General features: G+C 65.8%; 9 protein-coding genes and 1 CRISPR repeat array. Of the genes, 8 read left to right on the top strand and 1 reads right to left on the bottom strand.

Annotated features, from left to right (window positions below; translation table 11 throughout):
• Positions 1-95 precede the first annotated feature (95 nt).
• The 8 genes from C5F44_RS08700 to C5F44_RS08665 all read left to right on the top strand — a co-directional run bounded on the left by C5F44_RS08700 (position 96) and on the right by C5F44_RS08665 (position 11,156).
• The gene (locus tag C5F44_RS08700) at positions 96-1,418 is read left to right on the top strand and encodes a cobyrinic acid a,c-diamide synthase CobB (RefSeq protein WP_107673144.1); all 1,323 of its coding nucleotides are present in this window, start codon (positions 96-98) and stop codon (positions 1,416-1,418) included.
• A 95-nt stretch (positions 1,419-1,513) separates the two neighbouring features.
• On the top strand, positions 1,514-2,989 hold the full coding sequence (locus C5F44_RS08695; RefSeq protein ID WP_412917538.1) for a cobyric acid synthase: 1,476 nt from the start codon (positions 1,514-1,516) through the stop codon (positions 2,987-2,989).
• Positions 2,986-4,440 carry a cobyric acid synthase gene (locus C5F44_RS08690; protein ID WP_107673142.1) on the top strand — a complete coding sequence of 485 codons (1,455 nt, stop codon included), beginning with the start codon at positions 2,986-2,988 and terminating at the stop codon, positions 4,438-4,440. The genes C5F44_RS08695 and C5F44_RS08690 overlap by 4 nt, the downstream gene beginning before the upstream one ends.
• Positions 4,441-4,621: 181 nt before the next feature.
• The gene (locus tag C5F44_RS08685) at positions 4,622-5,575 is read left to right on the top strand and encodes a proline iminopeptidase-family hydrolase (RefSeq protein ID WP_268876920.1); all 954 of its coding nucleotides are present in this window, start codon (positions 4,622-4,624) and stop codon (positions 5,573-5,575) included.
• A 67-nt stretch (positions 5,576-5,642) separates the two neighbouring features.
• Positions 5,643-7,304, top strand: coding sequence for an ABC transporter substrate-binding protein (locus C5F44_RS08680; protein ID WP_228156723.1), 1,662 nt, complete (start codon positions 5,643-5,645; stop codon positions 7,302-7,304).
• Positions 7,305-7,313: 9 nt separating this feature from the next.
• Positions 7,314-8,354 (top strand): ABC transporter permease, encoded by a 1,041-nt coding sequence (locus tag C5F44_RS08675; RefSeq protein ID WP_107673140.1) that lies wholly within the window; start codon positions 7,314-7,316, stop codon positions 8,352-8,354.
• 1 nt (position 8,355) lies between these two features.
• Complete coding sequence (locus C5F44_RS08670) at positions 8,356-9,327, top strand: ABC transporter permease (protein WP_107673139.1); 972 nt, start codon at positions 8,356-8,358, stop codon at positions 9,325-9,327.
• Positions 9,324-11,156 (top strand): ABC transporter ATP-binding protein, encoded by a 1,833-nt coding sequence (locus C5F44_RS08665; RefSeq protein ID WP_181318231.1) that lies wholly within the window; start codon positions 9,324-9,326, stop codon positions 11,154-11,156. The genes C5F44_RS08670 and C5F44_RS08665 overlap by 4 nt, the downstream gene beginning before the upstream one ends.
• 34 nt (positions 11,157-11,190) lie before the next feature.
• Here C5F44_RS08665 and C5F44_RS08660 read toward each other — a convergent pair whose 3' ends face one another.
• Positions 11,191-12,693 carry a leucyl aminopeptidase gene (locus tag C5F44_RS08660; RefSeq protein ID WP_107673298.1) on the bottom strand — a complete coding sequence of 501 codons (1,503 nt, stop codon included), beginning with the start codon at positions 12,691-12,693 and terminating at the stop codon, positions 11,191-11,193.
• Positions 12,694-12,889: 196 nt separating this feature from the next.
• Positions 12,890-13,441: a CRISPR direct-repeat array (repeat unit 31 nt; unit sequence GTTTCGATCCGCGCCCCCGGGTGGGGGCGAC).
• Between the last annotated feature and the right edge of the window lie 15 nt (positions 13,442-13,456).

Here is a 13,456-nt window from a genome sequence, read left to right as displayed (position 1 = left end):
TCTGGCCGTGGCTGCACCCGCCCTTCCACCTTGTCCCTGAACATGAGGGACGACATGCCGCCTGAAACTCTTTCGCCGGTTCCTGGGCTTTGGCCATGACGGATTGGCCCGGGGGGCTGGTGATCGCGGCCCCGAATTCGGGCGCAGGCAAGACAACCGTGACGTTGGGCCTGTTGCGGGCCTTGCGTGATCGGGGGCTTGTCGTGCAACCCTTCAAGAACGGTCCCGATTACATCGACACCGCCTTTCACGGCCTGGCAGCCGGACGGCCGTCCTTCAACCTTGATTCCTGGGCGATGGACCAAAGCCTGATGGATGCGGTCCGGCATCAGGCCGATGGCGCCGATCTGGTGATCGCCGAAGGCTCTATGGGTCTTTACGACGGCACCTCGAAGGCCGGACGCCGCGGCCGCGGCTCATCCGCCGAAATGGCCCGGATTTGCGGTTGGCCTGTAGTTCTGGTGCTGAACGTCGAAGGCCAGGCACAATCGGCCGCGGCCGTTGCGCTGGGGTTCGCCCGCCACCCCGATGCGCCGCCGCTGGCGGGCGTGATCCTGAACAACGTCGCCGGTGCCCGGCATGAGGTGATGGTCCGCGAAGAGATGGCGCGACTGGACATTCCCGTGCTGGCCGCCCTGCCCCGCCGCAGCGATCTCAGCCTGCCGGAACGTCACCTTGGCCTGGTGCAGGCAGACGAACATCCCCGGCTTGAGGCGCTGATCGCCCGGCTGGGGGCCTTCGTGCGTGACCATGCCGATCTGGCCGCGCTGATCGGTGCCGCCCGGTCAGCCGGCCCGCCCCCGGCCGGGGCCTGGCCCCTGCCGCCGGCGCAGCGCATCGCGCTGGCGCGCGACGTGGCGTTCTCTTTCGTCTATCGCCATCTGCTGGAAGGCTGGCGCCGGGCGGGGGCCGAAGTGCTGCCGTTCTCGCCTCTCGACGATCAGGCCCCCGATCCCTCGGCCGATCTGGTCTGGTTGCCCGGAGGGTACCCCGAGTTGCACACCGGGCGGCTGGCGGCGGCCGAAACCTTCCTGTCCGGCCTGCGCCGACATGCGCAGACCAAACCCGTCCATGGCGAATGTGGCGGTTACATGGTGCTGGGCGAGGCGCTGGTGGATGCCTCGGGGACCAGTCACCGGATGGCGGGCCTTCTGGGGCTGGTTACCAGCTACCAGGTCCGCCGCCTGCACCTTGGCTACCGCCGCGCCACGCTGGTGGCCCCGATGCCGGGCCATGCCCCCGGCACCGCGCTGCGGGGGCATGAGTTCCACTATTCCTCGATCCTGGCCCAGCCCGACGCGCCGCTGGCACGGGCCACCGATGCCTCGGGAAACCCGGTGCAGGAAACCGGCAGCACGCGGGGCCATGTCTCGGGCAGCTTCTTCCACCTGATCGCCACCGAAGGCGCCGCCACATGACCGCCCCCCAGCCGCCCGACGATGCCCTGCCGCCGCTGCCCAAGATCGAGGTGCCCCTGCTGGACCCGCCGCCGCCGCGACGGGGCCGCGCGCTGATGATCCAGGGCACCAGTTCGGACGTGGGCAAAAGCCTGCTGGTGGCGGGCCTGTGCCGCGCCTATGCCCGGCGCGGGCTGAAGGTGGCGCCGTTCAAGGCGCAGAACATGTCGAACAACGCCGCCGTCACGGCCGACAGCGACCTGCCGCCCGATGCGGACGGAGCGCCCCAGCGCGGCGAAATCGGCCGGGCGCAGGCGTTGCAGGCACGGGCAGCGGGGCTGGCGCCCTCGGTCCACATGAACCCGGTGTTGCTGAAGCCACAGGCGATGGTCGGCTCTCAGGTGGTGCTGCGGGGGCGCGCGCTGGGGAACTGGCCGGCGCGGCATTACCACGGGCTGAAACCGCTGCTGCTGCCCGCCGTGCTGGACAGCTATCGGCGGGTGGCGGCCGAAGCCGATCTGGTGCTGGTCGAAGGCGCCGGATCGGGCACCGAAACCCATCTGCGGCGGTCCGACATCGCCAACATGCTGTTCGCCGGGGCTGCCGACTTGCCGGTGGTGCTGCTGACCGACAATGACCGCGGCGGCGCCATGGCGGCGGTGGTCGGAAGCTGGCTGCTGCACACGCCCGCAGAACGCGCGCGCATCCGGGGGTTTCTGGTCAACAAGTTCCGGGGCCAGTTTGCGCTTTACGAACCGGCCTGCCGCACCATGACAAATGTCACCGGCTGGCCCTTTCTGGGTGCCGCGCGCTGGTTTGATGCGGCGGCGCTGCTGCCGGCCGAAGATGCGCTGGCGCTGGAACGGCCGGGGCGCAGCGCGGGCGGGGGGCTGGTCGTCGCCGTGCCGCAAATCGACCGGGTGGCGAATTTCGACGACCTTGATCCGCTGTCAGCCGAGCCGGGGGTGGACCTGCGCTGGGTAAAACCCGGCCAGCCGATCCCGGCCAATGCGGATGTGGTGCTGCTGCCCGGGTCGAAGACCACGCGGTCGGCGCTGGAGGCGCTGCGCAAACAGGGCTGGGACATCGACATCCTGGCGCATCACCGCAGGGGCGGCCGCGTGGTGGGCATTTGTGCCGGCTTCCAGATGCTGGGCCGCGTGGTTCGCGACCCCGAGGGGCTGGAAGGGCCGGCCGGCGAAACCGCCGGCCTGGGGTTGCTTGAGGTGGAAACGACCATGACCCGCGACAAGAAGCTGGTTGAGGTCGTGGCGACCGATGCGCGATCAGGCACCCGCGTCACCGGATATGAGATGCACATGGGCCGCACCACCGGCGCAGGGCTGGACCGGCCCTGGCTGCGGCTGGATGGCGTGCCCGAGGGTGCCATATCGGCGGATGGGCGGGTGATGGGCGGCTACATCCACGGCATCTTCGGCGCCGACGGCTATCGCCGGCACTGGCTGGCCGCGATGGGCGGGCGGGCATCCGGACTTGACCATGAGGAGCAGGTGGACCGCACACTGGACGCTTTGGCCGACCAGTTGGAAGCCGATCTGGACCTTGATGCCCTTCTGGCCCTGGCGCGATGACCGGGCGGCGGCTCATGGTGCTGGGCACCGGCTCGGACGTGGGGAAAAGCCTGCTGGTGGCGGGACTGGCCCGTGCCTTTTCCCGCCGTGGCCTGAGCGTGGCGCCGTTCAAGGCACAGAACATGTCGAACAATGCGGCCGTCACGGCGGACGGCGGCGAGATCGGCCGCGCGCAGGCCCTGCAGGCGCGGGCGGCGGGACTGGCGCCAGTGTCAGACATGAACCCGGTGCTTCTGAAACCGGAAACCGATGTCGAGGCGCAGGTGGTGGTGCAGGGCCGGGTTCTGGGCCGCTATTCGGCCGCGGCCTATCAGCGGCTGAAGCCCGGGCTTCTGCCCGCCGTCTGCGCCAGCCTGTCCCGTCTGGCCGACCGTCACGATCTGGTGCTGATCGAGGGCGCGGGCAGCGGGGCCGAGCGTTATCTGCGGGCGCAGGACATTTCCAACATGGGTCTGGCCGAAACGGCCGATCTGCCGGTGGTTCTTCTGGGCGATGATTCACGCGGCGGGGTAACGGCGGCGGCAATCGGACATTACCACCTGTGGACGGCTTCGGAACGCGCCCGCTGCAAGGGCGTGATCGTCAACAAGTTCCGCGGCGATCCGGGCGTGTTCGCCCCCGCCGCCCGCGACATACGGAACGAAACCGGCTGGCCGGTGCTGGGCCTTCTGCGCTGGTCGCAGGTCGCGCGCAGCCTGCCCGAAGAAGATTCCCTGGGCCATGGCCGCCAGACGGGTTCGGGGCGCGGACTGGTGATTGCCGTGCCGGAACTGCCCCGGCTGGCCAATGCCGATGACATTGATCCGCTGGCGGCAGAGCCGGGGGTAGACCTGCGCTGGGTCCGGCCCGGTCGGCCGATCCCCGGCGATACGGATGTGGTGCTGCTTCTGGGGTCCAAGACCACCCGCGCGGCGCTTGCGGGCCTGCGGGCCGAGGGTTGGGACATCGACATCGCCGCCCATCTGCGCCGGGGCGGCCGGGTGGCGGGCCTCTGCGCCGGGTTCCAGATGCTGGGGCGGCGCGTCGCCGACCCGGACGGGATCGAGGGCCCGGCGGGCAAGACCGCGGGCCTGGGGCTGCTGGAGGTGGACACGGTTCTGACCGCCGACAAGCGGCTGGTGCAGATCGAGGCAACCGATGCCCTGACCGGCACGACGCTGCGGGGATACGAGATGCACATGGGCCGGACCAGCGGCGAAGGCCTGTCGCGCCCCTGGCTGCGGCCGAACGGCCGGGCCGAAGGCGCGGTCTCGCCCGATGGCAAGGTGATGGGCTGCTATCTCCATGGCCTGTTCGCGGCGGATGGCTTTCGCGGCCAGTGGCTGACCGCCATGGGGGGCACCGTCCCCGCGCAGGATCAGGCGGCCCGGCTGGACCGGGCGCTGGACACCCTTGCCAGTGAAATCGAGGCCGATCTCGACCTTGACGCGCTGCTGTCCCTGGCGCGGTGATCCGCCGCCCGGCCCCGGCCTGCACCGCATGAAACCGGCCTTCCGGCTTGCCGACGGGCAGCGGCGGCGGGTGTCATTTTCGGAGAAAGCGATCAAGGCCTTGCAACTGCTGGGCTTCCGGCAATGATACGGGAACCGGGCACCTGGGGGCCCGGCACCAATCTCTCGACAGGGGCGCAATGTGATTCTGACTCAGGCAGGGGTAACCGAGGGCCGTGCACCTTTTGGTGAATATCAGACATGGTATCGCATTACCGGCGACATGGCGTCCGGGCGCGCGCCCCTGATCGTTGCCCACGGCGGCCCGGGCTGCACCTGGGATTATGTCGAAAGTTTTGCCGCCCTGGCCGGGGACGGCCGCGCGGTAATTCATTACGATCAGATCGGGAACGGAAACTCGACCCGGTTGCCGGACAAGGGCGCGGATTTCTGGACGGTCGACCTGTTCCTTGCGGAACTGCGGAACCTGATCGCCCATCTTGGCATCGAAGGCGGCTACCATCTTCTGGGGCAGTCCTGGGGCGGGATGCTGGGCGCGGAACACGCCGTCACCCGTCCGGCGGGGCTCAGGGCGCTGGTTCTGGCGGACAGCCCCGCGTCCATGCCGGTCTGGATCACGGAAACCGCCCGGCTGCGCAACGCCCTGCCCGCAGAAACCCGCGCGGTGCTTGATCTGCATGAGGCGGCGGGAACCACCGACCATCCGGATTACGAAGCCGCAACAAAGGTGTTCAATGCGCGCCATGTGTGCAGGCTGAACCCCGCGCCCGATGGGGTGCAGCGCACCAACCGCGCCATGGCCGCCGATTCCCATGTGTACAACCTGATGATCGGCCCGAACGAGTTTCACATCACGGGCACGCTGAAAGACTGGGACATCAGCGACCGTCTTTCACGGATCAATGTGCCGGTCCTGCTGATCTCGGGCGCATTTGACGAGGCCACGCCCGCCACGATACAGCCCTTTGCCGACAACATCGAAGATGTTCGATGGCATATCTTTCCAAACTCCAGCCATATGCCGCATGTTGAGGAGTTTGACGACTGCATGAAAAAGGTTGGAGCGTTTCTGGCCGAATGTGATGCAGGTACCGAGTGCGTTCAGAGCTTTGCCACGGTTCGGACCGGGCAATAACCACAGCGGCAAAGACCGCAATCTCATCCTGAGGGAGTCCCTAGAAATGTGTGAAACACGGTCTCTGATGACCAGGCTGCGTGGCCATATCCTGTGTGGCGCGGCGGCACTGGCACTTGGCACCGCCTTCCAGCCGGCCTTTGCGGATGACGGCCACTATGGCGGCACGCTGAAGCTGCTCGGCGTTTCGTCCGAAGGCACGCTCGACCCTCAGATCAACTATACCGCGCGCTACTGGCCGCTGTTCATCTGGACGCATGACGGCCTGATGGCGTTCAAAAAGGTCAATGGCCCGGAAAGCGCCGAAGTGGTGCCGGATCTGGCCGAGGACATGCCGGTGCTGTCGAATGACGGCAAGACCTACACGTTCAAGCTGCGCCAGGGGATCAAGTTCTCGAATGGCAAGGATCTGACCGTGGACGACGTGGTCGCGTCTTTCCAGCGGATCTTCAAGATTTCCAGCCCGACCTCTGGCAGCTTCTATAATGGCATTGTCGGCGCGGACAAATGCCTTGCCGAAGCCGCCACCTGCACGCTGGAAGGCGGCATTGTGGCCGATGCCGCAACGAACACCATCACCATCAACCTCGTCGCCCCGGATGCCGAATTCCTGTACAAACTTGCCGTGCCGCACGCCTCGATCGTGCCTGCCGACACGGTGATGAAGGATGCCGGCAATGAGCCGATCCCCGGCACCGGCAGCTACATGTTCGAAAGCTATGACCCGAACGCCTCGCTCATCATGGTGCGCAATCCGCATTTCCAGGAGTGGAGCAAGGAAGCCCAGCCCAAGGGCTATGTCGACCGGATCGAGTACACCTTCGGTGGCACCGAAGAGGCTGCGGTCAATGCGATCCTGAACGGCCAGGCAGACTGGATGTATGAGCCGGTCCCGACCGACCGTCTGGCCGAACTCAGCGTCTCGAACCCCGATCAGTTGCGCGTCTCGCCGCTGGTGGCGTGGTGGTATGCGCCGATGAACGTGAACATCGCGCCGTTCAACAGCCTTGAGGCGCGCCAGGCACTGAACTACGCGGTTGACCGCGATGCGCTGGTGTCGATCTTCGGCGGCCCCGCACTGGCCACCCCGGTCTGCACCATCCTGCCGCCCGACATGCCCGGTCATGTTGACCGTTGCGACTACACCGCCGATCCGGGCGAGCTTTGGTCCGCCCCCGACATGGACAAGGCACTGGCGCTGGTCGAGGCTTCCGGCACCAAGGGGCAGAAAGTCACCGTCGTGACCGATGATTCCGTCACCTCGCGCGGTGTTGGCACCTATCTGCAGACCGTGCTCAGCGATCTCGGCTATGACGCGACCGTCCAGTCGATCTCGGGCGACATCCAGTTCACCTATATCCAGAACACCAACAACAATGTTCAGATCTCGGTGACGCAATGGTATCAGGATTACCCTGCCCCCTCGAACTTCCTGAATGTCCTGTTCGGCTGTGACAGCTTCACGCCCGGATCTGACAGCTCGGTGAACATGTCGGGGATCTGCGACAAGGGCCTTGATGACCGCATGAAGGCGGCGATGGTTCTGGGTTCGACCGACCCGGAAGCCGCACTGAAGGAATGGGGCGACATCGACTATGACATGATGAAGCTGGCCCCCGCTGTCCCGATGTTCACGCCGAAGGACGTTGACCTGATCTCGACCCGCGTCGGCAATTACGAGTTCACGAGCCAGTTCCACTGGCTGGTCGGCACGGCCTGGGTTCAGTGATCTGACGTGATGACGCCTGACTCTGACAACAGCGCTCTCTCCCCGGTGGTTCCCGCCGGGGAGGAGACGGGCGCGCGGCGCGGCCCCTGGAAGCGTGTCTTCCAGGGGCTGATCGCCAGCCCGACTGCAATGATTTCTGCAGGGCTTCTGATGCTGATCGTGGTCGCAACGCTGCTTGCGCCGGTCTATGCTAAACATGTCGCGGGAACAGACCCGTTCCGGTCCGGGCTTTCGGCAAAGATCAAGATCGACGGCAAGCCCACCCCCGTGATGCAGCAGTCAACCGAAGGGCTTGGCCTTGGCGTCACGCCGATCGGCCCGACCTGGGGGCCGCAATACATGCTGGGCGCCGATGGCCAGGGCCGCGATGTGGCGGCCAGGATGCTGTATGGTGGCCGCAATTCGCTGCTGATCGCCGGGGCGTCCACGCTGATCTGCCTGTTCTGCGCCGCGATCATCGGCATCGCCGCCGGCTATTCGGGCGGCATGGTGGATGGCGTCCTGTCCAACCTGATCGACATGATCTGGGCCTTCCCGGTCTATCTTCTGGCGATCTCGCTCTCGATCGTGATGATCGGCAAGAGCTTCGCGCTTGGGCCGTTCGAAATATCATCGGGCAGTCTGATCGTGCCGATCCTGATCATCGGCCTCGTCTATGTGCCTTACGTTGCGCGGCCCATCCGCGGGCGCGTCATGGCAATCAACCAGTCCGAATTCGTCATGGCGGCGCGGGGGCTTGGCATCCGCCGCTGGAAGATCCTGCTGCGCCATATCCTGCCCAATGTCTCGACCACGCTGATCGTGTTCGCGCCCATGCTGATGGCACTGAACATCGTGACAGAAAGCTCGCTTTCGTTCCTGTCGGTCGGTGTGCAACCGCCGAATGCCAGTTGGGGAACAATCCTCCAGGACGGGCAGACGCTGCTTTACTCCCGCCCCTGGGTGTCACTGGCGCCGGGTCTTGCCATCATGGTGACGGTGCTTCTGCTGAACCTGTTCGGGGATGTGCTGCGCGACGTGCTTGACCCGAAATCGGCACGGGGGCGCTGAAATGCTGGCAGCCATCCTTTCGCGGCTTTTGCGCATGGTCGTGGTGATGTTCGGGATCTCGGTCATCACCTTCCTGATCTTCTTTGCAACGCCCTCTTCCGACCCGGCCGCCCGCATCGCGGGCAAGAACGCCGCCCAGGAAACCATCGAGGCGGTCAGGAAGGACTTTGGCCTCGACCGCCCGCTTTACGTTCAATACGGGCTGATGATGCAGCGGCTGTTCATCAGCCAGGACCTGACCTCTTTCGCCAATCGTGGCCAGAAGATCATCCCGACCGTGATGGCCGCCGCCCCTGCCACGCTGTCGCTGGTCTCTGGCGCCGCAGTCCTGTGGATGCTGGGCGGTATCCTGACCGGCATCACCGCGGCGGCCTTTCGCGGGCGCTGGCCCGACAAGATCCTGATGGGTCTTTCGATGATGGCGGTCGCGATGCCGGTCTTCTGGGTGGGCGAGATGGTGAACCTTGTCACGCAGAACCGGCTGCATGACACTTGGGCCTTTTCATGGGTGCCGGCACTTGGCTATACGCCCTTCTCGCAAGACCCCGGCCTCTGGTTCCGCTCGATGGTCTTTCCGTGGCTGACGCTCGCCTTCCTTTACATCGGGCTTTATGGCCGGATGCTGAGGACCGGCATCATCGAGACCTATCAGGAAGATTTCATCCGCACCGCCCGCGCCAAGGGGCTGACCGGCCGCAAGGTGCTGCTGAAACACGCCACCCGTTCGGCCATCATCCCCATCGTCATCATGTTCGGAATGGATTTCGGCGTGCTGGTCGGTGGCGCGGCCGTGCTGACCGAGGTGGTCTTCGGCATCAACGGGGTCGGACGGCTCACCTATCAGGCGCTAAAGGTGCTTGATCTGCCGATGATCATGGCGACGGTCCTCTACGCCTCGTTCTTCGTGGTGATCGCCAATGCCGTGGTTGACCTTCTTTGCCTGCTGATCGACCCAAGGATGCGCCGCGCATGAAAGAACCTGCTGAAATGACCGCGCCGATCCTGAAGATCGAAGACCTGTCGGTCGCGTTCCTTGGCGCGCGCAATAGCTGGAACCGCGTGATCGAGGGGCTTTCCTTCGACATCCGCCCTGGCGAGACGGTGGCGCTGGTCGGTGAATCCGGCTCTGGCAAAAGCGTGACCTCGCTTTCGGTCATGGGCCTTCTTGACCCGGCAACCAGCAAGGTCGAAGGCCGCATCCAACTGGCCGGGCATGAGGTGCTGAACCTCGATGAGGCGGGCAAGATCCGCCACATTCGCGGCCAGGCGGCGGCCATGATCTTTCAGGAGCCGATGACCTCTCTGCATCCGATCTATCGGGTCGGCGATCAGATCACCGAGGCGCTGACCTCGCATCGCGATCTGCCGAAGGCCGAAGCCCGCAAACAGGCGATTGCCCTGCTGGAGCGCGTCCGTATCCCCAATGCGGCGCGGCGGATGGAGGATTATCCCCATGCGTTTTCGGGGGGGATGCGCCAGCGCGTGATGATCGCCATGGCGCTGGCCTCGCGCCCGAAGCTGCTGATCGCCGATGAGCCGACCACGGCGCTTGATGTGACGGTGCAGGGCGAAATCCTTGATCTGCTGAAAGATATTCAGGCCGAATACGGCATGGCGATGCTGTTCATCACGCACGACATGGGGGTCGTTGCGGAAATGGCGGATCGCACCGTCGTCATGCTGCGCGGCCGCACGGTCGAACAGGGGCCAACGGCCGAGATCTTCGCCCATCCGCGCGAACCCTATACCAAGGCATTGCTCGCCTCGGTCCCGGTGCTGGGCAGCATGAAGGGCAAGCCCGCGCCCCTGCGCTTTCCGCTGGTCGACATGAAAACCGGCGTCGCCGGAGAGGCGCTGCCCTTGCAAAGCAGCCCCGACCTTTCGAAGCCGATCCTTGAGGTGCGCAATCTGGTGACGCGCTTCGATGTGCGGGGCGGCCTGCTGAACCGGCGCGTGGCGCGGGTTCATGCCGTCGAGAATGTCTCGTTCCGCATTTTTCCAGGCGAGACCCTCTCGCTGGTCGGCGAATCCGGTTGCGGCAAATCGACGACGGGGAAGTCAATCATCCGGCTTACCGACCACGCGACCGGCTCGGTCGCGATGGCGGGAGATGAGCTGTTCACCCTGCGCCCCGAAGCGTTGCGCCTGAAGCGGCGCGAGATCCAGATGATCCCGCAAGACCCGCTGGCAAGCATGAACCCCAGGATGACCGTGGGGGATGCGCTGGTCGAGCCGTTCACCGAACACCGGATGGGAACGGTCCCCCAGGCGCGCGAAAAGGCCGCAAGGCTGATGGAACAGGTCGGCCTGACCCGCGACATGCTGGAGCGCTATCCGCACGAATTTTCCGGCGGTCAGCGCCAGCGCGTCTGCATCGCACGGGCGCTGATGCTTGACCCGAAGCTGATCATCGCCGACGAATCCGTTTCGGCGCTGGATGTCTCGGTCAAGGCGCAGGTGGTGAACCTGCTTCTCGACATCCAGGACCGGCTTGGCATCGCGTTCCTCTTCATCAGCCATGACATCGCCGTGGTGGAACGTGTCAGCCACCGGATCGCGGTGATGTATATGGGCGAAATCGTCGAGATCGGCCCGCGCGCGGAAATCCTGGAACGCCCGCGCCACGCTTATACGCGCCAGTTGATCGGCGCGGTCACGGTGCCGGACCCGGGCCGCCGCCACCTGCGCCGCAACCAGCAGATCAAGGAACTGAAAACACCGATCCGCCCGCTGGATTTCAGACCGCCGGCGCGGCATTACGAAGAGGTGGCGCCCGGCCATCTGGTGATGGTCGAGGCGTAAGGAAAAGGGCGGCCTTTCGGGCCGCCCTTTTGTTTCAACCGCGGAACTTCGTCGCCGCGCCCGAGGTGATCCATTCCTCAAGAAGCTGGACACCAAAGCCCGCCCCACCCGCGCGGGCATGAAGGCGATCCTGGTCGATCAGCTCTTTTCCGGCAATATCAAGATGCACATAGGGCACGCCTTCCGCGAAGGTCTTAAGGAAGGCTGCCGCCACCGGGGCATCCCCATCTTCCAGATCGCGGCCATGCTGGCGCAGATCGGCAATCGGCGAGATCAGGTTTTCCTCATAGGCCGGGTCCAGCGGCAGACGCCAGAAGCGCTCGCCCGTTGCCTCGCCCGCGGCAAGCAGGCCATTGGCCAGCTCGTCATGGGTGGCGAAAAGGCCGGCAAAGGCATGGCCAAGGCCGCGCATCACCGAATAGGTCAGCGTGGCAAGATCGACGATGGCTTTCGGCTGGAACCGGGTTGCGGTGTAATGCAGCACATCGGCCAGCACCATCCGGCCCTCGCAATCGGTGTCAAAGACCTCGACCGTGCGGCCGGACATGGTGGTGACAATGTCGCCCGGCTTGTAGGAACTGCCCGAAAGCATGTTCTCGGCCACGCCCAGCACGCCGACGACATGCACCGCCGCCTTCTGCCGCGCCAGCGCCAGCATCGCGCCGATGACCGCCGCCGCTCCGCCCATATCCCCCTTCATGGTGAACATCTGCGGCCCGGTCTTGATGCAAAGCCCGCCCGCGTCAAAGCACATGCCCTTGCCAACCAGCGCCAGGGGCTGGCCTTCCGCCCCCTTGTAGCGCAGCACGATCACCCTGGGGCCCCGCGCCGACCCGTTCCCCACGGCCAGGATGGCCCCCATGCCAAGGCGCTCCAGTTCCGCCTTGTCCAGCACCTCGACCGCAATTCCGGCCGCCTGCAGCGGCTCAAGATAATCGGCGAAGTTGTCCGGGTTCAGATGGCTTGCCGGATAGTTCACCAGCGTCCTGGCCAGCGCGACACCGTCAGCCACGGCCTCACTGCGGACAAGCGGCTTGGCCTCGGACTCATCATGTTCCAGCGTCAGGGTCAGATCGAACGCCTTCTCCGTTCGGGCCATCAGGCCAAAGCGATAATTCCTGAGCCGTATCCCCAGCAGGATCTGGGCAAGAAGGTCATTCCCCGCCAGCGCGGCACCCGCCGGGGTTTCGAACAGAACCAGCGCCGTCTGTTCCCCTTCGTTTTCCAGATGCCGGGCCAGCGACGACCCCGCCCTGCTGGCCGAAAGCGCCGTCAGCGCCGCCGGGTCCCCCAGATCCAGCACGACCACGCGGCGTGCCTTCAGCCCCACCGGGGCCAGAATATCAATACAGTCGCCCGACTTGCCGCTGAACCGCGGTGCCGACGCCGCCCGACCGGCAGCCCCGCCGATGGCCTGATCCACGGCCCGGGCCTTCGGACCGAAACCACCATGCCCTGCCCTGAAAATCACCACCGCACCGTCAGTTTCCCAAGCGGTCGCCGCACTCGAACGAATGGTATGAGTTGAGATAGCCATCGAGCGATTCCATGATTTGATCATTTCCCACCGTTCTAGATTGCCCGTCCCGCGGTGAATAGAGCAGGTTCGGAAAATCTGAACAGCCAGACCAAGCGCCCCCCACGCCACCGAGAAGACGGCCATACCCGGCCCACCGCGCCGCTCCCGCGTGGGGGCGACTCTATTCCGCATGAGCAAGCGCCCCGCTATCGGGGTTTCGATCCGCGCCCCCGGGTGGGGGCGACAGCAGTCGGTCTACCGGCGGAAGTGGATTGACGAGTTTCGATCCGCGCCCCCGGGTGGGGGCGACCTTCGGGCGTGCGCTGCATGCCGCCGCTGACGGTGTTTCGATCCGCGCCCCCGGGTGGGGCGACGTGGTCTACTCGGAATGGTCTTTGCACCGCTTATGTTTCGATCCGCGCCCCCGGGTGGGGGCGACAACTCGCGAAGGCGCGCGGAATCGCAGCGCAGCATGTTTCGATCCGCGCCCCCGGGTGGGGGCGACCGGCCGGCGGGCAAACCGCCTGTGTGCGGATTGAGGTTTCGATCCGCGCCCCCGGGTGGGGGCGACGATGGGCTGGGCGAATTACCTGGCGGGCCATGAGGTTTCGATCCGCGCCCCCGGGTGGGGGCGACGGGGTTCTGGGTGCCCGACTGGCTGCGCGCGCGCGGTTTCGATCCGCGCCCCCGGGTGGGGGCGACGATCAATGGAAGCGTCGCGGGCGCATCGTCTTTGTTTCGATCCGCGCCCCCGGGTGGGGGCGACGCGCCCATTGCCCTC

Origin of the sequence: Fuscovulum blasticum DSM 2131 (genome assembly GCF_003034965.1) — a bacterium.
Lineage (GTDB): Bacteria > Pseudomonadota > Alphaproteobacteria > Rhodobacterales > Rhodobacteraceae > Pseudogemmobacter > Pseudogemmobacter blasticus.
The sequence above is the reverse complement of the archived record's forward strand: the minus strand, read 5'-3'. Positions and strand labels throughout refer to the sequence as shown.